The sequence below is a fragment of the Roseateles sp. GW821-FHT09G09 genome (genome assembly GCF_059415965.1).
Genome location: NZ_JBWKOG010000014.1, coordinates 1 through 23,681, shown reverse-complemented (window position 1 = coordinate 23,681; position 23,681 = coordinate 1). Strand labels below are relative to the sequence as shown.

Annotated in this window: 19 protein-coding genes; 9 read left to right on the top strand and 10 right to left on the bottom strand. The window is 71.3% G+C overall.

What is annotated here, in order from left to right; translation table 11 throughout:
- Positions 1-49 precede the first annotated feature (49 nt).
- From AC07O8_RS26185 to AC07O8_RS26175, 3 genes are all read right to left on the bottom strand, one after another.
- Positions 50-715, bottom strand: a complete 666-nt coding sequence (locus tag AC07O8_RS26185) for a response regulator (protein ID WP_495050861.1) — start codon at positions 713-715, stop codon at positions 50-52.
- Positions 716-837: 122 nt separating this feature from the next.
- Positions 838-2,250: a DUF2325 domain-containing protein gene (locus tag AC07O8_RS26180; RefSeq protein WP_495050860.1), complete on the bottom strand. Its 1,413-nt coding sequence runs from the start codon at positions 2,248-2,250 to the stop codon at positions 838-840.
- A 112-nt stretch (positions 2,251-2,362) separates the two neighbouring features.
- The gene (locus AC07O8_RS26175; RefSeq protein ID WP_495050859.1) at positions 2,363-2,695 is read right to left on the bottom strand and encodes a hypothetical protein; all 333 of its coding nucleotides are present in this window, start codon (positions 2,693-2,695) and stop codon (positions 2,363-2,365) included.
- 408 nt (positions 2,696-3,103) lie between these two features.
- Between AC07O8_RS26175 and AC07O8_RS26170 the strand changes: the two genes are divergently transcribed.
- Both AC07O8_RS26170 and AC07O8_RS26165 read left to right on the top strand, forming a co-directional pair.
- Entirely contained in the window at positions 3,104-3,529 is a 426-nt protein-coding gene (locus AC07O8_RS26170) for an organic hydroperoxide resistance protein (protein WP_495050858.1), read from the top strand.
- Between the two features lie 118 nt (positions 3,530-3,647).
- Positions 3,648-4,607: an MBL fold metallo-hydrolase gene (locus AC07O8_RS26165; RefSeq protein WP_495050857.1), complete on the top strand. Its 960-nt coding sequence runs from the start codon at positions 3,648-3,650 to the stop codon at positions 4,605-4,607.
- Here the strand turns inward: AC07O8_RS26165 and AC07O8_RS26160 are convergent.
- From AC07O8_RS26160 to AC07O8_RS26130, 7 genes are all read right to left on the bottom strand, one after another.
- Positions 4,561-6,042 (bottom strand): heavy metal sensor histidine kinase, encoded by a 1,482-nt coding sequence (locus AC07O8_RS26160; protein ID WP_495050856.1) that lies wholly within the window; start codon positions 6,040-6,042, stop codon positions 4,561-4,563. The two genes, AC07O8_RS26165 and AC07O8_RS26160, sit on opposite strands and share 47 nt — an antisense overlap.
- Positions 6,039-6,749, bottom strand: coding sequence for a heavy metal response regulator transcription factor (locus AC07O8_RS26155; protein WP_495050855.1), 711 nt, complete (start codon positions 6,747-6,749; stop codon positions 6,039-6,041). Before AC07O8_RS26155 ends, AC07O8_RS26160 begins: the two co-directional genes overlap by 4 nt.
- Before the next feature lie 98 nt (positions 6,750-6,847).
- Entirely contained in the window at positions 6,848-7,207 is a 360-nt protein-coding gene (locus tag AC07O8_RS26150) for a CzcE family metal-binding protein (RefSeq protein WP_495050854.1), read from the bottom strand.
- A 146-nt stretch (positions 7,208-7,353) separates the two neighbouring features.
- Positions 7,354-9,525 (bottom strand): peptidase domain-containing ABC transporter, encoded by a 2,172-nt coding sequence (locus AC07O8_RS26145; protein WP_495050853.1) that lies wholly within the window; start codon positions 9,523-9,525, stop codon positions 7,354-7,356.
- Positions 9,522-10,778 carry an HlyD family secretion protein gene (locus AC07O8_RS26140; protein ID WP_495050852.1) on the bottom strand — a complete coding sequence of 419 codons (1,257 nt, stop codon included), beginning with the start codon at positions 10,776-10,778 and terminating at the stop codon, positions 9,522-9,524. The genes AC07O8_RS26145 and AC07O8_RS26140 overlap by 4 nt, the downstream gene beginning before the upstream one ends.
- Positions 10,778-10,975, bottom strand: coding sequence for a hypothetical protein (locus tag AC07O8_RS26135; protein WP_495050851.1), 198 nt, complete (start codon positions 10,973-10,975; stop codon positions 10,778-10,780). The genes AC07O8_RS26140 and AC07O8_RS26135 overlap by 1 nt, the downstream gene beginning before the upstream one ends.
- A gap of 164 nt (positions 10,976-11,139) precedes the next feature.
- A complete protein-coding gene (locus AC07O8_RS26130; RefSeq protein ID WP_495050850.1) occupies positions 11,140-12,546 on the bottom strand; it encodes an MFS transporter in 1,407 nt (468 codons plus the stop codon).
- Between the two features lie 267 nt (positions 12,547-12,813).
- On the opposite strand from AC07O8_RS26130, the gene AC07O8_RS26125 reads away from it, so the two are divergent.
- The 7 genes from AC07O8_RS26125 to AC07O8_RS26095 all read left to right on the top strand — a co-directional run bounded on the left by AC07O8_RS26125 (position 12,814) and on the right by AC07O8_RS26095 (position 23,624).
- Positions 12,814-14,376, top strand: coding sequence for a methyl-accepting chemotaxis protein (locus AC07O8_RS26125; RefSeq protein ID WP_495050849.1), 1,563 nt, complete (start codon positions 12,814-12,816; stop codon positions 14,374-14,376).
- 135 nt (positions 14,377-14,511) lie between these two features.
- A complete protein-coding gene (tssJ, locus tag AC07O8_RS26120; RefSeq protein WP_495050848.1) occupies positions 14,512-15,006 on the top strand; it encodes a type VI secretion system lipoprotein TssJ in 495 nt (164 codons plus the stop codon).
- Positions 15,003-16,337 (top strand): type VI secretion system baseplate subunit TssK, encoded by a 1,335-nt coding sequence (gene tssK, locus AC07O8_RS26115; RefSeq protein WP_297530113.1) that lies wholly within the window; start codon positions 15,003-15,005, stop codon positions 16,335-16,337. The genes tssJ and tssK overlap by 4 nt, the downstream gene beginning before the upstream one ends.
- Before the next feature lie 74 nt (positions 16,338-16,411).
- Positions 16,412-17,734 carry a DotU family type VI secretion system protein gene (locus tag AC07O8_RS26110; RefSeq protein ID WP_495050847.1) on the top strand — a complete coding sequence of 441 codons (1,323 nt, stop codon included), beginning with the start codon at positions 16,412-16,414 and terminating at the stop codon, positions 17,732-17,734.
- Positions 17,731-21,309: a type VI secretion system membrane subunit TssM gene (gene tssM, locus AC07O8_RS26105; protein ID WP_495050846.1), complete on the top strand. Its 3,579-nt coding sequence runs from the start codon at positions 17,731-17,733 to the stop codon at positions 21,307-21,309. The genes AC07O8_RS26110 and tssM overlap by 4 nt, the downstream gene beginning before the upstream one ends.
- Positions 21,310-21,331: 22 nt before the next feature.
- Complete coding sequence (tagF, locus tag AC07O8_RS26100) at positions 21,332-22,042, top strand: type VI secretion system-associated protein TagF (protein ID WP_495050845.1); 711 nt, start codon at positions 21,332-21,334, stop codon at positions 22,040-22,042.
- A gap of 88 nt (positions 22,043-22,130) precedes the next feature.
- A complete protein-coding gene (locus AC07O8_RS26095) occupies positions 22,131-23,624 on the top strand; it encodes a HAMP domain-containing methyl-accepting chemotaxis protein (RefSeq protein ID WP_495050844.1) in 1,494 nt (497 codons plus the stop codon).
- The last annotated feature ends 57 nt before the right edge of the window (positions 23,625-23,681 follow it).

Below are 23,681 nucleotides of genomic sequence, written 5' to 3'. Positions count from 1 at the left end.
GTCGGCAGCGACGGCCATCGCAGGGCGCGGCGCCTCGGCGCCGTGGCGCTCATGGGGCTTCCAGCACGTAGCCCAGGCCGCGCAAGGTGGTGATGCGGACCTTGCCCGATTCGATGCGGCGACGCAGCCGGTGGACCAGGACCTCGACCGCCTCCGGCCGCACGTCCTGTTCGTCGGAGAACAGCCGCTCCAGGATCTCCTGCTTGGACATGGGCTCGCCGCTGTGCTGGATCAGCGTGCGCAGGACGGCATGTTCGCGCGGCGACAGCGCCAGCGGCTCGCGATCCAGCGTGAAGAGCTTGGAGGCCGCGTCGTACACCAGCGGGCCGCAGGCGAAGCGAGGCTGCTCGCGGCCGCGGGAGCGGCGGATCAACGCGATCAGCCGGGCTTCGAGTTCCTGCAGTTCGAAGGGTTTGGCGAGGAAGTCGTCGGCGCCTTCGTGCAGCGTGCTGACACGCTCCATCAGCGAATCCCGGGCGGTCAGCACCAGCACGGGGACGCGCGAGTCGGCGTCCCGCAGCCGGGCCAGCACCTCGTGGCCGCCGAGACCGGGCAGCCCCAGGTCCAGGATCATCGCGTCATAGCGGGTCGCGCCGAGCTGGTTCAGCACCAGGCGGCCGTCGTCCACCCAGTCGACGACGAAGTCGTTCTGGCCCAGGGCCTTCACCAGCCAGTCGGCCAGGGGCTTTTCGTCTTCGACGAGGAGGATCCGCATGGCGCGCGATGCTAGCGCTGCGGGTGACGGTGTCGGCTAGTGTCTTTCCACATGGCACCTCCTCGCCGGAATCACGCCTCAGTGGCCGCTGACGCCTCCTTCGCCTGGGGACAAACCCCTGTTCAGCCGTGTCGCAGGCAGAAGCGCCGGCCGCCCTGCCCCTGCTCCGGGCCGTCTCCCGACGGCACGAGCTCCCGCCGCACCGCGGCAGCGAAACTCGCCAGGCTGGCGCTGCGCAGCGCCAGGAACGGCACCTGATGCCGCTCGCTGAGGCGCTTGAGGTTGAGCGCCGAATCGTGGTCGATGCAGTCGACCGGGAACACCACCAGGTCCGCACGCGGCAACAGCGCCGCCAGCAGGCCCTTGCGGCTCTCGAGGCCGCCGTCGTGGTGCAGGAACTCGCCGTCGCGGCCCTCGACGAACGCGCGGATCGCCGGCGTGGAACTGGGCCGGCCTCCCACGTAGAGGATGCGACGCCCGGCCAGCAAGCCTGACCCGTCGCCGTTCGCTTCGGGTGCTCCGGGCGCTCCGGGCGCTTGGGGCGTTTCGGCACTGAGCCGTTGCAGCTCCGCCTCGGCAGCCGCGAGTTCCTCGGCCTGGGCGCGAGCGTGCGTCTGTGTGCGCGCCAGCTGTTCCCTCAGGCTTTCCAACTGCCGCACGGCGTCCTCGGCCAGACGCTCCGCGCGCTCGCGCCGCTCGGTCTGCAGCGCGACCTGCGCGAGGAGGTCGCCCGCCGACGGCGCGGAATCGCCGGCACTCGCCGATGGGACCGTCGCACGCAACGCCGCCAGCTGCCGCTCGACGTCGAGCGCCTGCTCGCGCAGTTGCTCCGCCATGCGGTCCCGCTCCAGCAGCGCCTCGTGCCGGCGCGCCTGCTCGCGCGCCAAGCGGTCTTCCAGCGCCGCGTGGCCTGTCTCAAGCGCCACGAAGCGCTGCAGGTCGTGGCGGTTCGCCGACGCCATCAGGTGCGACAGCATGTGCACCTCGCCGAACACGGCCTGGCGCAGCGCGACCGTCACCGCCTTGTGCGTCAGCAGCGCCCAGTACGCGCCCGGGATCTCGCCGCGTCGCCAGGCCTCGCGCCAGGCGGCGTCGAGCGCCGCCTCGTCGGTGGCGGCCGACATCGCCCTCACCGCGCCGCCATGCCGCTGGTCGAGCGCCTTGTGCAGCGCCTTCGACACCTCGCCGCCCTGCGGGGCGAGGGACACCGCCGTGTGGTGGACGTCCAGGTCGCTCATCCCCGTCACATCGAGGTGGCGGCCCATCAGCCGGCGCAGCTCCGCCGTGCCCAGGCAATTGCCGATCACCGAGCAATGGAGATGGGGATCGAGTTGATGGAGACGCGTCCGGTTCGCTGCGGAAGTCACCGGACGTTCCGCCGCCCCGGCGACCGGCTCGGACACCGGTGCCGACGCCTCGTCGCAACACGCGACCGGGGCGAGCCGCCCCGACGTCGTGGGGACGGCGCGCGCGCCGTCCGCGCCGACGAGCGCGGCCAGTCCACCGGGACTGAGCTTGAAAGGAGGCTTATGCATGGCGGGCGACGGCTGATGACGCCACGCAATATACCGTCGAATACAACGAAGCATCCGCCGCCGTCCCCGGAGCGGCGGGTCGGGCGGCGCGGGGCCGCCCGTCATCCGCGGCTCAGGCGGCCGTGCCGCGCGCCGCGTCGATCGTCGCGATCGCCTCCACGGTGTCGCCGTGACGGACCAGCCAGCTGAGCTTCTCGAGCTGACGCAGGTCGCCGGAATTGCCCGGGTCGCGTTGCGCCATCAACTGGCGGCGGACGTCGCGCAACAGGTGCATCGCGTTGTCCTGGTGATCGCAGTAGAGCTCGACCTGGACCGCGCGCAGCTGCTGCTGGATGGTGGCGCGGCGCTCCGACCGGCGCGCCATGTCGTCGGGATCGGTCGAGGCCTGGGCCGACGCCGCCGCGAATGCGGCGACCATGGCGAGGATCGGGGTGGACTTGCTCATGTGCATCTCCTTGGACCCGGCGGGCTCCGCGCCGGTGGCGTCTCGGTGAAGGCGTCGCCGTGGGCCGCGGGGCCGGTCGGGCCGATTGCGTCAAACATCGTGTGGCCCTGGACGTAAGGTGCGCCCACCGAATTAGGGTGTGCTTAAGAAAACCGTCGCCGGGGCGCTGGAGACCCCGTCGCGGCGCGGGTTCGCACCGGGTTTTACGCGGCGTCAACATCATCGTCACGGACCGTCACACGCCACCCATGGATCGACACGGTCCGCGTCGCCTTGTATGCCAGTGTGTCCGCCGCCTGCCGCGACACGCGCCGCGCCAATTCGCCCGGGCCGTCACACACCGTCGATACATCGGACCGATGCAATGCGGCTCACGCAGCGAGTGACGTTGCACCACTGGAGCCCCTCATGCCCTCGACCACCGATCACGTTCAAGTCCTCTACACCGCCCGCACCCACACCACCGGCGGCCGCGACGGCCGCGGCCAGTCCGACGACCAGCGTCTCGACGTCCAGCTCGGGTCGCCCGGGACCTCGCGCCCCGGCACGAATCCGGAGCAGCTGTTCGCGGTCGGCTGGTCGGCCTGCTTCATCGGCGCGATGGGTTTGGCCGCCCATGCGATCGGCGTGCGCTTGCCCTCCGAGGCGGCCGTCGATGCGTCGGTCGACCTCAACAAGGGCGCGGACGGCTACTTCCTGAGCGCGCAGCTGCGGGTCAGCCTGCCCGGACTGCCGCGCGACACCGCCTATGAGCTGATCAAGCGGGCCCACGACACCTGCCCGTATTCGAAGATGACGCGCGGCAACATCAACGTCGGCCTGGAGCTGCTCTGACGCTGCGATGCCATGGGAGCTTCCTCATGAAGCGATGGCTGCCGGCCCTGCTCTTCGCACAGGCGGGGCACTGGGTATAGTGACTTTCACCGTCACCCCGCCTTGCGCGCCCTCGGCCATGAGCCCCGCTTCCCCCGTCTTCAAGATCGACGCCTTCCACGACGAGCGGACCGGCACCGTCAGCTACGTGCTGGCGGATCCGGTCACCCGCCAGGCCGCGATCGTCGATCCGGTCCTCGACTTCGACCTCAAGTCCGGCCGCACCGCCACGACGCAGGCGGACCGCCTGCTGGCGCACGTCGCCGAGGCGGGTCTCACCGTGCAGTGGATCCTCGAGACCCACGCCCATGCGGATCACCTGTCGGCGGCCCGGTACCTGCAGGCGCGCGTCGGCGGCCGGATCGCCATCGGCGAGCACATCCGCGAGGTGCAGGCGGTGTTCCGCAAGCTCTACAACCTGGAGCGCGATTTCCTGCCCGACGGCCGCCAGTTCGACCACCTGTTCCGCGACGGCGAGACGTTCATGATCGGCGGCATCGAGGCGCAGGCGCTGCTCGTGCCGGGACACACGCCGGCCTGCATGGCCTATCACGTGAAGAACGGCGGCGGGCCCGGCGTCGACGAGCGCCTCGACAAGATCGTCGACAAGAGCCTCGACGAACGCGCCGAGGATGCCGTCTTCGTCGGCGACACGATGTTCATGCCCGACGTCGGCACCGCGCGCGCCGACTTCCCCGGCGGCGACGCCGCGACGCTGTACCGCTCGATCCGGCGCCTGCTGGCCTTGCCGCCCGCGACGCGGCTCTTCGTCTGCCACGACTACCCGCCCGACGGCCGCTCGCCGGCCTGGGAGACGACGGTCGCCGAACAGCGCGCGCGCAACATCCACGTCCATGACGGCGTGAGCGAGGCGGAGTTCGTCGCGCTGCGCACCGGCCGCGACGCCCAGCTGGACGTGCCGACGCTGATCCTGCCCTCGATCCAGATCAACATCCGCGCCGGCCGGATGCCGCCCGCCGAGGACAACGGCGTCAGCTACCTGAAGATTCCGCTGAACACCCTGGGTCACCCGGCCTGACGGCCCTCGGTCCGGCGTCGATCACGAGGCCGATGCGCGTGACGCCGCCGGCGGACATCGCGCGGGGCTCGCCGTCGTGCATGCGGGCGACCGCCGCGACGATGGCCAGTCCCAGCCCGTGGTGGTGCTCCGGCTGCGTGCCGGACGTCCGCGCCGGGTCCGCCCGGTAGAAGCGGTCGAACAGCCGCGGCAGGTGCCGCGCGGCGATCGGCTCGCCCTCGTTCTGGACCTCGAGCGCGACGCTGCCATCGTCCGCGCGCTCGATGCGGACCAGCACCGCGGAGCCGCTTCGCGCATGACGGGTCGCGTTGCCCAGCAGGTTGGACACCGCCCGGCGCATCAGCCCGACATCGACCGCGACCGTGGCGTCGCCGCGCACCTCCGCGATCAGCCCGGCCTCCTGGAGCGCCGCGTCGTGGTAGTCCACCACGTCCCGGGCCAGCGCCGCGAGCGACGCGGGGTCGCCGCGCCGCGCGGCCAGACCGCGCTCGGCGTTGGACAGGAAGAGCATGTCGGCCACGATGCCGGCCATGCGGCGCAGGTCCTCGAGGTTGGACGCGAGCACCTCGCGCAATTCCTCGACGGGACGCGGCCGCCGCAGCGCGATCTCGCAGCTGCCGATCAAGGTCGACAGCGGCGTGTTGAGCTCATGCGCCACGTCCGCGTTGAAGGCCTCCATCTGCCCGTAGGCCACGGTCAGCCGGTCCAGCAGCGCGTTGAACTGTCCGATCAGCGGCTGCAGTTCCTCCGCCTGCGCCGCGCCGTCCAGCCGCCGGTCCAGCCGCTGCGCGTTCACCTGCGCCGTCTGCGCGACCAGCCCGCGCAACGGCGCCAGGCCCAGGCGCACCAGCCGGAATGCGCCCGCCGACACGACCGCGGTGCCCCCCAGCGCCGTCAGCGCGAGGGTCCACGCCAGCCGGCGCAGCAAGGCCTGGTCGCGGCCCAGGTCGAAGATCATCACCGCCGTTCCCCGGCCGCCCAGTTCATCGGGCAGGCGCAAGCCGAAGTCGACGCGGCGCGCGTGCGCCGGCACCGGCAAGGCACGCGCGGTCCGGTAGAGCTCGCGCCCGTCGCGCGCGGTGACGATCAGCGAGAGCTCGTCGTGGCCGGCCAGGAAATCGTTGAGCAGGTGCTGCACGTCGGCCGCGTCGTGCGCGCCGCGCGCCTCGTTCAGCAGGCCCTGGATCGCGGCCTGCTTCTGCGTCAGTGTCTCGAGCTGACGCTGCGAGAGCGTCAGCGCGATCACCAGGTAGACGACCGCGCCCACCAGGCCGAGTCCCGCCATGGTGAGCAGGGCCAGCCAACGCGAGAGGCGGCCTCGCAGGCTGGCGCTCGGGTTGGCGCTTGGGCTGCTGTTCGGTCGGGCACTGGGCCGGTCGTCAGGCCGGGCGTTGGGCCGGTCGTCAGGTCGGTCGTCGGGCCGGGCGTCGTTCATCGGACCGCGCCGGCGGCGGCGTCGTCGTCCGCGCGCGCCTCCAGCACGTAGCCCATGCCGCGCACCGTGTGCAGCAGCGGGCGGTCGAACGGCAGGTCGAGCTTGCCGCGCAGACGACGCACGGCGACCTCGACGACGTTGGTCTCGCTGTCGAAGTTCATGTCCCACACCTGCTCGGCGATCTCGGTGCGCGACAGCACCTCGCCCTGGCGGCGCACCAGCAGGCTGAGCAGGCTGAACTCCTTGGCGGTCAGGTCCAGGCGTTGACCGGCGCGCAGCGCCTTGCGCCGCAGCAGGTCCACGTCCAGGTCGGCGAGGGTGAAGCGGGTCGCCTCGGCCGTGGTGCGGGCGCCGTGGCGGCGCAGCAGCACCTCGATGCGGGCGACCAGCTCGGAGAACGCGAAGGGCTTGACCAGATAGTCGTCCGCCCCGCCCTGCAGGCCGCGGACCCGGTCGTCGACCTGGGCGCGCGCGGTGAGCATCAGCACCGGCACGGCGCTGGACTGCCGCAGCGCCGCCAGCAGCGCGAAGCCGTCGATGCCCGGCAGCATCGCGTCGAGCACGATGAGGTCGTAGCCGCCGGTCGTCGCCAGGTGCAGGCCGTCGACGCCGTCGTGCGCCAGGTCCACCACATGGCCCTCCTCGCCCAGCCCCTTGCGCAGGTAGGCGGCGAGCTTGAGTTCGTCCTCGACGACCAGCAATCTCATCTCGTGTTCACATCGCTTGCGAAGGCGGGATCATGCCCGCCGCCCGCTTCGGCTTTGCGGAGGCCGGCGCTCGGCGCGACCGCCTTCGCGTCGCGGTGTCAGCTGCGCTCGCCGTCGTTGCGTTCGACGAAGAGCCACAGCGGCTTGTCCGTGAAGCCGGCGGGCGCCAGCGCGCGCAGGTCGACCGCGCGGTGACCGACCGATTCGAACTTCCAGGCGAAGGTCTGGTTGCCATTGCGGAACTGGACGGTCTCGCCGCAGACGATGTTCAGCTCGCCGCTGCCGGCCTGGGCCAGGTCGACGACCCGGTCCGGCTGCGCCGCCGAAGGCATGCCGTGCACCGAGCGGCCGTTGGCCAGGGGCGAGGACGTCGTGGCGCTCGAGGCCTGCGCACCGGCGGCGATCAGCAGCGCGGCGGCGAACAGGGCGGAGCGGACGGGGAAGAAGGAACGGGACATGGGGAACTCCTGCAGTCATCGCGACGCGCCCGGAGCCCCGGCGGGGCCGCGTCGGGTCGCGTCTTGGAAATGGACTGTAGGAAGGAGCGCCCGTCCGCCCGCTGGCGGGAAGATGACAACCGCGTCATCTGCCGATGCGACTGTCTTCACGTCGTCGCCGCACCGGTATCGGACACGATCCGGCCGTGGTCGATGACGATGATCCGTCCCGCCATCGCGATCGTTTCCGGGCGGTGGGCCACGACGATGCGCGTCGCGCCGAGCGCCTCGACCGCGGCATTGACGCGACGCTCGGCGGCGACGTCCAGGTGGCTGGTGGCCTCGTCGAGCACCAGGATGCGCGGCCGCTTGTAGATCGCGCGCGCCAGCAGCAGCCGCTGACGTTGGCCACCCGACAGGCCCGTGCCGAGATCGCCCACCTGGGTCCGGTAGCCCATGGGCAGGGCCACGATCTCGTCGTGGAGCGCAGCCTGACGCGCGCAGTCCGCCACGCGCGCCAGGTCGGGCGCGGGATCGAAGAAGCTGATGTTGTCCTCGATGCTGCCGGCGAAGAGCAGGTCGTCCTGCATCACCGTGCCGACGATGCGGCGGTAGGCGGCCAGGCCCAGCCGTCGCAGCGGCTGGCCGCCGACGACCATCTCCCCCCGCGTCGGCGTGAGCAGGCCCAGCAGCAGCTTCACCAGCGTCGTCTTGCCGCTGCCCGAGACGCCGGTGATCGCGACGCACTCGCCGGGCTCGATCCGCAGGTCGATGCCGGCGAGCACCTCGGCCTCGCCATCGCCGTAGCGGAAGGCGACGTCGCGCAATTCGATCGACGCCGGCAAGGCGCTGAGATCCGCCTGCGCCCCCTGCGCCACCTGCGCCACGTCGGCGGTGTCCTCGACCGGCGTCGTGAGGATGTCGGCCAGCCGCTCGCCATGCAGGCGCAGCATCCCGAGTTCGAAGAGCCGGTCGATCAACGCGGCCACGCGGTCGCTGAACTGGTCCTTGTAGGCCAGGAACGCCAGCAGCATGCCGACCGTCAGGCGCGTGTCCAGCACCGCGAGCGCGGCCAGCCAGATCACCGCGACGCGTTCGATGCCGAAGATCAGGCCGCGCGCCGTCTCATCGCCCAACGACCAGCGCGCCAGACGCAGGCGGCCATTGAACTCGTCGGCCAGCAGGCCGATCCAGCCGATGCGCCGCTGCTCGCCCCGATCGAACAGTCGCACGGCCTGGACGCCGCGCACCGATTCGAGGAAGTGCGTCTGCTGGCGCGCGGCGCGCCGGATCGTCTCGGCGGTCGCGTCGCGCAGGCCGTGGAACATGCCCCAGCGCAGCAGCGCGTACAGCAGGACGGCGACCAGCGTGACGGCCGTCAGTTCGCCGCTGTACAGGACCATCACGACCAGGGTGACGACCCCCAGCAGGCCGTCGATCACCCCCTCGACGAACTGGGTCGTGAAGGTGTGCTGGATCGTGTCGATCGCGCCGAAGCGCGAGACGATGTCGCCGAGGTGGCGTTTCTCGAACCAGGCCGTCGGCAGCCGCATCAGGTGCCCGAAGGCGCGGCCCTGCCACTGGAAGGCCAGGCTGGTGGACAGGACCGTCGTCATCCAGGAGCGGACGGCGCCGAGCGCGACGCGGATTCCGGCGAGCAGCAGGAAGCCGAGGCCGAGCACGAGGACCAACTCGCGATCGCCGGTCGCGAGCGCGTGATCGGCCAGCCACTGCAGATGGAAGGGCGCCATGAGTCCCAGCATCTGCAAGGCGAGGCCGAGCATCAGGATTTGCGCCAGCGAACGCTTCAAGCCGGTGATGCGTCCGAGCAGTTCGCGCCATCGCCAGCCTCCCGGCCCGTCGCCGGCGCGGACCGCGACGCCCTCCTCGAAGCCATCCTCCGGCGCGAGTTCGAGCGCGATGCCGGTGAAGTGGCGTGACACCTCTGCCGTCGGCACACGCCGACGGCCGACGGCGGGATCGAGCAGCGTGACCGCGGCGCGACCGACGCGTTCCAGCACCACGAAATGGTCCATGTCCCAATGCAGGATGCAGGGCAGCGCCAGCTGGGGCAGTTCCTCCAGCGTGAGTTGCAGCGGCCGGCTTCCCAGGCGCAGCGCGCTCGCCATCTCGATCAGGTCCGCCAGCGTGGCGCCATGCACGGAAAGGGAGAAACGCCGCCGCATCGCCGGCATGCCGAGCGGCCGCCCCCAGTGGCCGGCGATCATCGCCAGACACGCCGCGCCGCATTCGGCGGCCTCGTCCTGCAACAGTTCGGGCGTGCGACGGCGTGGCCGGAAGGCCAGCGTCGGCCCCCGGGCATCGGGACCGTGCGTCATCGTTCTGGGGCAGGCTGCATCGCGGACAGGCGCCTGAGGGGATCGATCACCCACTCGTACAGGCGGCGCCGCTCCAACGGGACGATGGCCTGGAGCGTCATGCCCGGTCGCAGGACGTGCTCGACGCCGCGTGCCGCGAGCGTCGGTCGGTCCAGCCGCACGCGCACGCGATAGGCCGCTTCCGGACCCGGCGCGACCAGATCGACCGAACGCACCTGCCCCGTCACCGCGCCGAAGGTCTGATGGGGAAAGGCGTCCACCTGGAGCCGTACCGGCAGGCCTTCGGTCATGAACGCCGCGGCACGCGACGGCGCCTGCAACTCGGCCTCCAACGCGCTGCCGTCGGGCCAGAGGTGGGCGAGCGCCTCGCGCGCGGCGACGGACTGGCCCGGACCGGCCTTCAAGGCCGAGACGCGGCCGGCGTCCGGTGCGCGGATCAGCGTCTGGCGACGGGCCCGGTGTTTGGCCACCTGCTGATCGAGGTCGGCGAGCGCGCGCGCATGGCCCTCTTCCTCGCGAGCCTGCTGCAGGACCGTGGCACGCAACGCCAGCAAGGCCGCGCGTTCGTCGCGCCGGGACGAGGCCCATGTGCCCTCGAGTTGCGACAGTCGCTGTCGCGCCTCGAGGGCCGTGATCTCACGCGCGTGGGTGGCGCTGACCGCGCTCATGCCGGCCTGCTGCAGCTGACGCTGGCGATCGAGCGCGTCATCGTCGAGCGCCGCGCGGCGGCGTTGCAGCGCAAGTTCCGATGCCAGGCGGCGTTGGTCCTCGCGCAGCGCCTCGATCCGGCCGCGGGCCGCGTCGAGGCCATGCGCGTCCTGCCGGCGGCGATGGCGCGACTCCGCGACGAGGCTGTCGCGACGCTGCTTCAACAGGCGCAGGACCGCATCGCCAGCGCCCTCGCCATGGTCCTCGCCTTGTGCGTCGCCGACTCCCGTGCGCAGCACGAAGAGCACCTCCCCCGCCCGGACCGACTGCCCTTCGGAGACGCGGCGCTCCGCCACGCGCCCGTCGCGATCCGCGACGATGCGCAGCAGGTCCGATTCCGGCGTCAACACACCAGGCAGACGCGCCGTGGCGCTGATCGAGCAGAGCAGGAAAAGGGCCAGCAGGCCGCCCGCGATGAAAACGGCCAGGGCCGTTCCCATCGCGAAGCCCACCGGCCGTGCGAGCAGGAGCGCGCCACCTGGCGCGTCCCTGCCCTGCAAGGCCTCCTCGCGGAACAGCGGGAGGCCCTCAGGCTGATCCGTCATCAACCGATCGCGGTCGAGTTCCCGTTGCAGCAGCAGGGCCCGCCTGGCCTCGCCGGCGCCGCCAGCATGTGCACCGACCCCGCGCGTCGCCGCGGCAGCGTGAGCTGCTGGAGAATCTCGGTCGCCGGATTGGTCGGGAGGTTCAGGACCGTACCGCCGCCGACGGCATGAAGTTCATGGATGGATAACGTGCGCATGCGCATCTCCCGGACATCCTGGGTGTCGGACGACGGAGATCCCAGGATCCGCAGACCCCCGTCGCGAGCGCCGCAACGGCACCCGACACGCTAGTGCCCGCGACCGGCGCGCCGGACCTTCGGTCCGACCAGGGGTTGCCATCCCGTTGACCCGGGACCGGGCGTCAATGCCCGGCGGCGGGGGTCAGGTCTTGATCCCGGGTCGCGTCGACGGGGAACGGCGCCAGCCACGCCAGCACGATCGGCGGGATCGAGAACACCAGCACCCAGCCGAAGAAGCTCGCGTAATGCTGGCCCACGCCCGCATAGAGCCAGCCGCTGACGCTGCCCGTGGCCCACTTGGTCAGCGCCATCACGCCGGTGGCCATCGCGTAGTGGGTCATCCTGAAAGGGCCCGGCGCGATCTGCTGCATCATGTAGAGCATGTGCCCGACGGAGCCCATGCCGAAGCCGAACTTCTCGACGGCGACCACGGCGCCTATCCACCACAAGTCCGTCGGCAGCGCGTGGCTGAGGTAGTAATAGGTCAGGTGCGGCAGGTTGAGCGCGACCGCCAGCAGCAGGAACGAGCGCCGCAGCGTCATCTTCGCGGCGATGAAGCCGCCCAGGAAGGCACCGGCGATGAACGCGATCGTGCCGGCGCTGCCGTAGATGTGACCCAGCGCCGCGTTGTCCAGGCCGAGTCCGCCCGCCGCGCGCGGATCCAGCAGGAACAGCGGGCCGAACTTCTCGATGAAGCCCTCGCCGAAGCGGTAGAAGAACACCACGGCCAGCATCATCCAGATCGACGGCTTCTGGAACAGCGTGACCCATGACGCCCGCAGCGACACCATCGCGCTGGCCAGGTCCTGCCCCTGCACCGCCGATGGCGCGCCCGCCGGCAGCACGCGCAGGTGCCACAGCCCGAAGCCGCCCATCATCGCGGCCGCCCCCAGCATCACCGCCATCCAGCATTGCACCCAGCTCCAGCCCAGCGTGCCGTGCAGCCAGCCGGTCAGCGACACCAGCAGCCCCGACGCCACCACCGCGCCCAGGTTCCAGCACATGCCCTGCACGCCGGCGTAACGCGCCTGCTCGCCCGGGCTCATCGTCGTCATGAACACGCCGTCGGCCACGATGTCCTGCGTCGCGGAGGCGAAGCCGGTGATCCAGAAGAAGGCCAGCGACGCGCGGAAGAAGCCGTCCAGCGGCAGGCAGAAGGCGACGGCGCCGATCGAGGCCATCATCAGGAACTGCATCGCGATCACCCACCAGCGCTTGGTCCGGTACGGTTCCAGCAACGGCGACCACAGGGGCTTGAGCACCCACGGCAGGTACATCTGCGAGGTGTAGAGCGCGATGTCCTCGTTGGACACGCCCAGGTTCTTGTACAGGATGGCCGCGACCAGGCCGACCAGCACGTTGGGCAGGCCCATCGCCAGATAGACCGACGGCACCCAGGTCAGCGGATGACGGGCGTGGCGCCCAGGCGACCCGTCGCCGGGCACCGCCTCGCCGGACGGCACGTCGCCAGGACCGGACGCACGCGCGCCCGGGCCCGAGCCCGCGACCTGGGATAGATCTGCACTCATCGACTTGTCTCCTCTTGTGGACGCAGCATAAGGGAAGATGACAACGCTGTCATCCTCGGACAACCCCGGGGCGGGATAAAAACGGATGACGATCTGTACGCCGTACGGCACACTGCGTTGGCGTGACCGACTTCGCGACAGGCCTCCGGACGTGAGGGACGAATGCTCATGCCACGGTCGGCGGCACTTCCCGGAAAGGTTTCTGAAGGCTGTCGCGCGCAACCTGAGAACACTTCTCGTAACACCCGGCTTCCCCCGGTCAAGACCATGTCCATCCTCAGAAACTTCCGCATCGGCAAGCGCCTGGCGCTGGCCTTCGCCACGGTGCTGGTGCTGCTGTGTTTCATCGCCGCCTTCGGCATCCAGCAGATGGCGCGGATCAACGACAACGTCCAGGACCTCAACACCAACTGGCTGCCCAGCGTCGCCAAGCTGGCCGACATGCAGGACGCCGCCAACGAGTCCCGCCGCCTGTCCTTGCGCGCCGCGCTGGAGATCGACGACGGCAGCCGGGCCAGGCTCACGCAGCAGCACGACGCCGCGATCCAGGCCTTCGACAAGGCGGCCAAGGAGTACGAGCCGTCCATCACCGGCGACAAGGAGAAGCAGCTCTATGGCCAGATCCGCGATGCCTGGAAGGTCTACCTCGATGCCGATGCCGAGCTGCAGCGCGCCATCGCCGGCGGTGAAGCCCAGCACGAGACGGCCCGCAAGCTGGCCGGCGGCAGTTCCTCCACCCTGTTCAGCGCCGTGGCCAAGGCGGTCGACGTCGACGTCGCCTTCAACCGCGATGGCGGCGACCTCGCGGCCAAGGACGCGGCGGCTTCCTATGCCAGCGGACTGCGTGTGACGCTGGGGGTGGTCGCGGTGGCGCTGGCCATCGGCATCACGCTGGCGCTGCAGGTGACGCGCTCCATCACCGCGCCGATCGCCCAGGCGGTGCGCGCCACCGAGGACGTGGCCGCCGGCGACCTCACCGTCCGCATCGACGCGCAGGGCCGCGACGAGCCCGCCGACCTCCTGCGCGCCATGGGTCGCATGGTCGATCAGCTGGGCCGCCTGGTCGGCGAGGTGCGTGACAGCAGCGAGAGCATCGCCAACGGCTCCAAGGAGATCGCCCAGGGCAACGCGGACCTGAGCTCGCGCACCGAGACCCAGGCCAGCAGCCTGCAGCAGACCGCCGCGTCGATGGAGGAGCTGACCAGCTCGGTGGCCCAGAACGCCCAGTCCGCCGGCCAGGCCAGCCGCATGGCCGCCGACGCGTCCGGCGCCGCCGGCGAAGGCGGTCAGGCCGTGAGCGCCCTGGTCGAGACGATGCAGGGCATCAGCGACGCGTCGCGCCGCATCGGCGACATCATCGGCACGATCGACGGCATCGCCTTCCAGACCAACATCCTCGCCCTGAATGCGGCGGTCGAGGCGGCCCGGGCCGGCGAGCAGGGCCGCGGCTTCGCGGTCGTCGCGTCCGAGGTGCGGGCGCTGGCGCAGCGCTCGGCGGCCGCGGCCAAGGAGATCAAGGACCTGATCCAGGCCAGCACCCAGCGTGTGGACACCGGCGCGCGCCAGGCGCAGAGCGCCGGCGAGGTGATGCAGCGGGTGGTGGCGCAGGTCGGCCAGGTCGACACCTTGATCCGCGAGATCTCCGCCGCCACGCAGGAGCAGAACGGCGGCATCCAGCAGGTCGGCGACGCCGTCACCCACCTGGACCAGGTCACCCAGCAGAACGCGGCCCTGGTCGAGGAAAGCGCCGCCGCCGCCGAGAGCCTCAACGGCCAGGCCCAGCAACTGGCCAGGCTGGTCAGCCAGTTCCGGGTCGGCGCGGCCGCCTGAGGGCGGACGATTACCTAAGTCACCACCCCGAGGCTCCCCCGCTGGCTATCCTTTCTTCCGGTCAAGAAGGACAGCCAGATGCTCACGCCGCGTTCGGGACACCCCAGCCCCCTTTCCCTCACTCGCAGGGCCGCCGTGGCGGCCCCGTTGGCATTCGGGGCGTTGATCGTCCTGGGCGCCCTGGGGGGCTGCTCGTCCCTCGACAAGATCAACCCGTTCTCCAGTTCGGACAAGCCGACGGAGGTGAGCAAGGGCAGCATCCAGGCCTCGGCGCAGGTGAACCCGAGCGTCACCAAGCGCCCTTCCCCGCTGCTGGTGCGGGTGTATGAGCTGAAATCGGACGTCGGCTTCAATGCGGCCGACTTCGTCAGCCTGTACCAGAAGGACCAGACCGAGCTGGGCACGGAGCTCGTCTCCCGCGAGGAGATGACGCTGCAGCCGGGCGAAGCGCGTCCGTGGACGAAGAAGACCCTGTCGCCCGAGACCCGCTTCATCGCGGTCTTCGCCGCCTATCGCGACCTGGAGCGTGCGCGCTGGCGGGCGATCGTGCCGGTGGTCGTGGGCAGGAAGCAGGAGATCCTCATCCAGGCCGATGAACTGTCGGTCAGCGCGACGGTCAGGCTGCCGTGAGCTGGCACAGCAAGGTCATCTGGTCGCAGGGCATGTTCCTGCTGCCCCACCATTTCCAGCAGGAGACCCGCTACCTCGAGCACCTCGTGGACAGCCGCGCCCGCGCGCTGGCGCCGCACGGCTGGGGCTTCACCGAGCTGGTGCTGGACGAGGCCCTGCTGAGCGTCGGCCGGCTGGGCATCGTGCGCGCGAGCGGCATCCTGCCCGACGGCACCCCGTTCCAGATCCCGCAGGCGGACGCGGCGATGGCGCCGCTGGAGGTGCCGGCGGACCTGAAGGGCGACATGGTCGTGCTGGCTGCGCCGATCGCCCGTCCCGGCACGGACCAGGTCGCGTTCAACGGCCATGACGCCGGCGAGCTGCATCGTTATCACGTCGTCGACCAGGACCTGCGCGACCAGACCAGCGCCGGCGACGAACCGGAGCCGGTGCAGACCGGCGCGCTGACCTTGCGCCTGCTGCCGGCGCGCGAGCTCAACGACGCCTATGCCGCGCTGGGCGTGGCCCGCGTGGCCGAGCGCCGCGCCGACCAGCAGCTGGTGCTGGACCGCAGCTACATCCCGCCGCAGACCCGCATCGACGCCAGCGGCCACCTGTCCGCGATGGCTTCGCTGCTGCACGGGCTGGTGCGCCAGCGCGCGCAGCTGCTGTCGTCGCGGATGGGCCAGCTGGGCAACGGCGTGTCCGAGCTGGCCGACTTCCTGATGCTGCAGGCGCTGAACCGCGCCGACCCGCTCTTCCGCCAGCATGCGGCCTCCCCGCACGTGCACCCGGAAACGCTGCACCGCGACTGCCTGCAGCTGGCCGGCGACATGGCCACCTTCGTCAGCGACAGCCGGCTGGCGTCCGAATACCCGCTGTACCGCCACGACGACCTGCGCGGCAGCTTCGCGCCGCTGCTCGAGGACCTGCGCCGCATGCTCAGCGTCGTGCTGGAGCGCAATGCGCTGCAGATCGACCTCACCGAGCGCACCCACGGCGTGCGCACCGCCGTCGTGCCCGACGCCGACCTGCTGCGCAGCGCGAGCTTCGTCATCGCGGTCAATGCACAGGTGGCGGCGGAACAGCTGCGCCAGCGCTTCCCCGCGCAATCCAAGCTCGGCCCGGTGGACCGCATCCGCGACCTGGTCAACCTGCAGCTTCCCGGCATCAGCCTGCGCGCGCTGCCGGTGGCGCCGCGCCAGTTGCCGTTCCACGCGGGCTTCCATTATTTCGAGCTGGACCGCGGCGGCGAGCTCTGGAAGCAGCTCGAGCGCAGCGGCAGTCTGGCGCTGCACGTGGCCGGCGATTTCCCCGGACTGGAACTGGAGCTCTGGGCCATCCGTCAGTGAGCGCCGCTCACCGCGACGCCGGGCCCCGCCCCACTCCGCCACCGATCCAAGACAAGTAACCTCCGGGAGCCGGCATGGACCCCTCGGCGCTCAACGATCCGTTCGCAGGCTTCGACGATCAGCGCACCTTCATCAAGCCCCGTCCGGGCGGCGCGCAGGCGCCGCGCGGTGCCTCCCCCTCGCCCGACTCCGTGCAGCCCGACGTCGCGCCGCCGGCCGCCGGGCTGAACCCGCTGCTGACGCTGGCCAACCCGCTGCTGCTGCTGGTGCCGCAACTGCGCGCGACGCGCCGCGTCGACGACGTGGCGGTGCTGCGCAACAACCTGGCGCAGGGCATCCGTGACTTCGCGGCCCGCGCGGCCGCCGCCGGCATCCCGCCCGAACGCGTCATGGCCACGCGCTACGTGCTCTGCACGATGATCGACGAGGCCTGCGCCGACACCCCCTGGGGCGGCTCCGGCGTCTGGGCGCGGCACAGCCTGCTGTCGATGTTCCACAACGAGACCTGGGGCGGCGAGAAGGTCTTCCAGCTGATGGCCCGCCTGGCCGAGAAGCCCGAGGCCAACCGCGACCTGCTCGAGCTGATCTACGCCGCGCTGACGCTGGGTTTCGCCGGCCGGTACCGCGTGATCGACAACGGTCCGGCGCAGCTGGAGGCGGTGCGTGACCGCCTCGCCCAGATCCTGAAGCAGCAGCGCGGCGACTACCCGGCCGCGCTGGCGCAGCACTGGCAGGTCGAGGCCGTCACCCAGCGCCGCCACATCGGCTGGTTGCCGCTGGCCGCGACCGCCGCGCTCACGGCCCTGCTGCTGGTCGGCGTGTACCTGTGGCTGACGCTGTCGCTGGCGGAGCGCTCCGATCCGGTGTTCGGCCAGATCCAGGGCCTGCGCCTGTCGCCCCCGGTGGTCGCGCCGCCGCCGCCGCCGGCCAAGCCGCGGCTGGCGCAGTTCCTCCAGTCGGACATCAAGGCCAACCTGGTCACCGTGCGCGACGAGGTCGACCGCAGCGTGGTGATCATCCGCGGCGACGGCCTGTTCGCCCCGGCCAGCGCGACGATCGTTCCCGAGCGCGAGGCGCTCATGGGCCGCATCGCCGACGCGTTGACGCAGGTCCAGGGCACGGTGCTCGTGACCGGTCACAGCGACAACACGCCGATCCGGACGGCGCGATTCCCCTCCAACTGGCACCTGTCCGAGGAGCGCGCGAACACCGTGCGCGAACTGCTGATCGCGCGCCGCGTCGCGCCCGAGCGCATCCGCGCCGAGGGCCGCGCCGAGGCCGAGCCGGTCGCCCCCAACGACACCCCCGCCAACCGCGCGCTGAACCGGCGCGTCGAAGTCAGTCTGATGGTCAACGGCCGCGCGCCTGAAGCGCCGGCGCGCGGAGCTTCCCGATGAAACGCGTCCTGGGATGGATCTTCAACCGCTGGGTGCTGCTGGCGGTGCTCGTGCTGGCGGTCGCGCTGCTGATCTGGATCGTCGGTCCGCTGGTGGCCGTCGGCGAGGCCCGCCCGCTCGATACCGAGCGCTCGCGCTGGCTCACGATCGGCGTGCTCGTGCTGATCGTCGCCCTGTGCATCGCCTGGAGCCGCTGGCGCGCCAGGCGCGGCAACAGCCAGGTCGTCAACCAGCTGCTGCAGCAGCCCGCCGCGGACGCGCCCGAGCGCGAGACCGCCGACATGCTGGCCGTGCGCGAGCGCTTCCGCCAGGCGCTGCAGATGCTGCAGCGCTCGCGCTTCGGCGCGGAAGGCTCGGCGGGTTTCGGCGCGAAGCTGCGCTCGCGCTTCGGCGGCCGCTACCTCTATGAACTGCCCTGGTACCTGATCATCGGCGCGCCCGGTTCGGGCAAGACCACGGCGCTGCGCCACAGCGGGCTGAACTTCCCGCTGGCCGACCAGATGGGCGACCACGCCATCCGCGGCGTCGGCGGCACGCGGCATTGCGACTGGTGGTTCACCGACCGCGCCGTGCTGATCGACACCGCCGGCCGCTTCACCACGCAGGACAGCGATCCGACCAACGACAAGGCAACCTGGAGCGGCTTCCTGCAGATGCTGCGCCGCTCGCGGCCGCGCCAGCCCATCAATGGCGCGCTGGTGACGGTGTCGGTGACCGACCTCCTGTCGCGCAGCCCGTCGGAGCGCGCCCAGCATGCCGCCACCGTGCGCGCCCGCGTGCAGGAGCTGCAGAAGGACCTGGACATCCGCTTCCCGGTCTACCTGCTGGTCACCAAGGCCGACCTGCTGTCGGGCTTCATGGACTACTTCGCCACGGCCGACAAGGACCAGCGCGCGGCGCCGTGGGGCTTCACCTTCCCGCGCAACAGCACCTCGCCGCTGGCCGGCTACGGCGCGGAGTTCGACGCCCTCGAGCAGCGCCTGCAGAACGGCCTCATCGACCGCCTCCAGGCCGAGCGCGATCCGCAGCGCCGTGCCCGCATCTACGGCTTCCCGGCGCAGTTCGCGAGCCTGCGCGCCCTGCTGGCCGAATTCGCCGAGGGCGTCTTCGCGCCCTCCCCGTACGAAGCCCAGCCGCTGCTGCGCGGCGTCTACTTCGTCAGCGGCACGCAGGAAGGCACGCCGATCGACCGCGTGCTCGGCTCGGTGGCGCGCAGCTACCAGATCGAGAACGCGGTGCTGGCGCCCAACCAGGCCAGCGGCCGCAGCTACTTCCTGAGCCGGCTGCTCAATGAGGTCGTCTTCGCCGAAGCCGGCCTGGGCGGCACGCACCGCGGCTGGGAACGCCGCCGCAACGCGCTGGCGCTGGGCGGATACGCCGTGGTGGCGATCGCGGGCATCGGCCTGATCACGGCCTGGACCGTCAGCTACTTCAACAACAAGAAGTACCTGGAGGCGACCTCGGCGCGCGCGGAGCAGGTCCGCGAGCTGCTGCAGGCCACGCCCAACCGCGCGACCGCCGACCTGCTGCCCATCCTGCCCGCGCTGCAGGCCACGCGCGCGCTGGCCGCGGTCGACGACAAGGTGCCGTGGTCGATGCGCCTGGGCCTGTTCCAGGGCAGGAAGCTCGACAGCGCGGCCCGCGCGGCCTACCAGCGCATGCTCGGCGACGCGGTCCTGCCGCGGCTGGTGCTGCGCATCGAGGAACAGCTGCGCCAGGGCGCGGCCACGCCCGTCACGCTGTACGAGGCATTGAAGGCCTACGTGATGCTGCACGACCCGCAGCACTTCGACGCCACCGCGCTGAAGCAGCACATCGAGAGCGACTGGGAGACGACGCGCCGCGAGCTCACGCCGGACCAGCGCGAGGCGCTCGGCGCCCACCTCGACGCGCTGCTGTCGCAGGGCGGCATCGCGTCGCCGCTGCCGGAGGACGCCTCGCTGCTGACGTCGGTGCGCACCCAGCTCGCCACGCAGCCGCTGCCGCAACGGATCTACAACCGGCTGCGCGCGCAGGGCCTGGGCAGCGAGTACCCGGACTTCACCGTCGCGCGCGCCGGCGGCCACAACGCGCCGCTGCTGTTCACGCGGGCCAACGGCGCGCCGCTGACGCAGGGCGTGCCGGGCTTCTTCACCCGCGACGCCTACCTGCGCGGCTTCCAGCCCCGGGTCGGCCAGGTCGCGGACGAACTCGCCGCGGAAGAGCCGTGGGTGCTCGGCGTCGCCGCGGCGCCGAAGGACCCGTCGGCGATCGTGCGCGCCAACGCGCCGCTGGTCGACGACGTGCGCCGGCTCTACCTGAACGACTACGCCGCCTCGTGGGAGTCCTTCCTCAACAGCGTGAAGCTGCTGCCGATGGCCACGGTGCCGCAGTCGGTGGAGCGCTCGCGCATGCTGTCCGCGCCGGACAGCCCGCTGGGTCCGTTCCTGCGAGCCGCCTCGCGCGAGACCACGCTCGCGCAGCCCGGCAACGCGATCGAGAACGCCGAGCGCCGCGCCGCGGACCTGGTCCAGCAGACGCGCGAGAAGGTGGCGGGCATGTTCTCCGGCAAGCCCGGTCAGCAGAACCCGGCCGACCCCAACGCGCCGCGCATCGAGAACATCGTCGACGAGCGTTTCGTCGGCCTGCGCAGCATGGTCACGGCGCCGGCCGGCGGCGGCAAGGCGCCGCTGGACGAGACCGTGGGCCTGATCGCCGAGGCCAACATCATGCTGACGGCCGCCGATTCCGCGCTCAAGGGCGGCAGCGCGCCGCCGCCCTCGCCCGTGCCGACGCGCCTGAAGGCCGCCGCCGCGATGAGCCCCGAGCCGCTGCGCACGATGCTCGACGACCTCGGCAGCAGCAGCGCCCGCGTGTCGCAGGGTGCGATGCGCCAGAACCTCGGCATGGAGGTGCGCTCGCAGGTCGGCGAGTTCTGCAACCAGGCCGTGGCCGGACGTTATCCGCTGGACCGCAACTCCTCGCGCGACGCCACGCAGGCGGACTTCGCGATGCTGTTCGGCCCGGGCGGCAAGATCGACCAGCTCTTCCAGCAGAAGCTCGCGCCCTACGTCGACACGACGACGCGGCCGTGGAAGTTCCGCGCGGTGGAAGGCACGCCGCTGGGCGGCGACATCGGCACGTTGCCGCAGTTCCAGCGTGCGCAGGCCATCAAGGAGACCTTCTTCCCCGGCAGCAATGCGCCGTCGCTGCGGCTGGACTTCAAGCCGATCGAGATGGACACCACGATCCAGCAGTTCATCCTGGACGTGGACGGCCAGATCGTGCGCTACAGCCACGGCCCGCAGATCCCGACCTCGGTGCAGTGGCCGGGACCGCGCGGCAGCTCGCAGGTGCGGGTGCAGTTGAGCCCGGTCAGCCCGAGCGGCTCGTCGGGCATGGTCAACGACGGTCCGTGGGCCCTGTTCCGGCTCTTCGACCGCGTCAAGATCGAGAAGTCCAACGCGCCCGAACGCTTCAAGGCCACCTTCGAGATCGAGGGCCGCAAGGCGGTCTTCGAGATCACCGCCAGCAGCGTCCGCAACCCGTTCCGCCTGCCGGAGCTCAACGAGTTCCGCTGCCCGGGCGGCCTGTGAGGCGCACAAGGAGAGCCCGTCGATGAGCGCATTGCCCGAAACCCTGAACCCCGCCGGCGAGGCCACGCCCGGCTGGTACGGCAAGATCGCCGCGCTGGGCGACTTCGCCCAGCGGCGGCTGCCGCAACACTGCGTGCAGCATTGCGACGCGTGGCTGTCCGGGATGATGCAGGACCTGCCCAAGGTGCTCGGCCCGCGCTGGCTCGACACCTACCTGACCGCGCCGGTGCTGCGCTTCGCGTGGGCCCCGGGCGTCGTCGACATGAAGTGGTGGTTCGGCGTGCTGATGGCCAGCTGCGACAACGTCGGGCGCTACTTCCCGCTCGTGATCGCGCAGCCGCGCGCGCAGCCGCCGGTGGACCGCGCGGGGCTGGATCACCTCGACCGCTGGTACACGGTGCTGGCCAACGCGGCGATGCGCACGCTGGACGACACGGCGACGGTGAACGCGCTGGAGGCGGCGCTGGCCGCGGCTCCGCCCTGGCCGCCCAGCCACGCGGCGACCTTGCCCGCGCCGGAGAACGCGGTGCAATGGGTCACCTACACCGCGCCGGCGGGCCTGCTCACGGCGGCGGTGCCGATGCTCGCGGCCGGCGAGCTGCTGGAGCGCCTGGCCGGGTGCACGGTGTGGTCGCCCAACCCCGAGCCCGGGGAGCAGGTCCACATGCGCTGGGGACCGGGCCTGCCGTACGTGGAGGCGTTCGCGGCGATGCTGGAGCGCAAGACCGGCTGAGCGCGCGGGCGGCTGCCCGCCCGTTCCCTATCCGCCGGTGCTGTGGATCGCGCCCACCTGTGCGACATTGCGTCCCAGGGAGAAGCACATGAAGACCTTCGGACGCAGCCTCGCGCTGGGATTCCTGCTGGCGGCGGCGGTGCTGTGCGGCGTCGGCGTCGTCGCCCTGCGCAGCGCCTACCTCATGGCGTCCGCCGCCGACGGCGTGACGCAGAGCCATCAGGGCCTGCGCCTCCTGGCCGAACTCCTGAACGACGTGGCCGAGGCGGAGGCCGCGCAGCGCGGCTTCATGCTGACCAAGGACACGGCCTACCTGACGGCGCTCGACAAGTCGAAGGCCGAGGTCGACGCCGAGCTGAGCGAGATCCGGCAGACGCCCGCGTGGCGATCCCGGGTCGCGGAGCTCAACGACACCGAACAGGACATCTCGGCGCTCTTCACGCTGTTCCGGGAGCGCATCGCCGACCGCCAGACGATGAGCCTGGAGGAGACCACCCGATCGCCCAAGGTGAATCAGGTCCGCCAGCGCATGGAGCGCCTGCGCGCGCGCTTTGCCGAACTGGAGCGCGGCGAGATCGCGCAACTGGAGGCGCGCTCGGCCGAGATGGGCCAGACCACGCGGCTGGTCAAGGCCGCGGGGCTCGGGGGCACGTCGCTGGGTCTGCTGATCGTCGTCGTCACCGGACTGGTCCTGCAGCGGCTGCTGATGCAGATGGTGGGCGCGTCCGCGGTGGACGTCGCCGATCGCGCGCGGGCGTTGGAAGCCTCGTCGCTGCGGCAGGCCGGGGCGACGAAGCAGACCTCCTCCGCCGCCATCGAGCTCACCGCGACGATGCACGAGGTCCAGGCGGCGGCCCACCAGATCGCGCAACGCTCGACCGAGGTCGAGGAGATGGCGACGGCCAGCACCCGCGCCGCGCAGGCCGGCAGCCAGGCCATGGCGCGCGCGCGCGACGCCACCTTGGGCCTGAGCCAGCAGATCGACAGGGTCGTCACGCAGATGACGACGCTGGGCAAGGAGGTCCAGGGCGCCTCGACGGTGCTGGGCGCCATCGAGGAACTGGCGGAGCGCACCAACATCCTCGCGATCAACGCCACGATCGAGGCTTACGGCGCGGGCGACGCGGGCGAGCGCTTCCGCGTGGTCGCCGACGAGATCCGCCGCCTGGCCGAGAAGGTGCGCGCCGACGCGGTGGACATCCGGCGCCAGCTCGACTCGATCCGCAACGTCTCCAACGCCACGATCATGTCGACCGAGGCCGGCGTCAAGGCGGTGGCGGCGAACTCGTCGCTGTTCTCGGAGGCGGAGGCGATGTTCGCGCTCATCTCGGAGCGCGTGGCCGCGTCCGACATCGCGAGCAAGGAGATCAAGATGGCCACGCACCAGCAGTCCAGCGCCGGGCGGCAGCTGGAGGTCGCGCTGGCCGACGTGGGGCGCGCGACGGCGGATGCGGAACAGGTGGCGCAGAGCAACCTGGCGACGGCCGCGGCGCTGTCGAAGACTGCTCAGCGCCTGAGCGCGTTCGTGGCGTCGCCGACGCGGTGGCCAGTTCGACCCACACCCGCGCGATCGGGTCCTTGACTCAGTCTTCACATCACGCAGGCGCGTCGGCGGCTTCTTATCTGTCAATCGCACGGG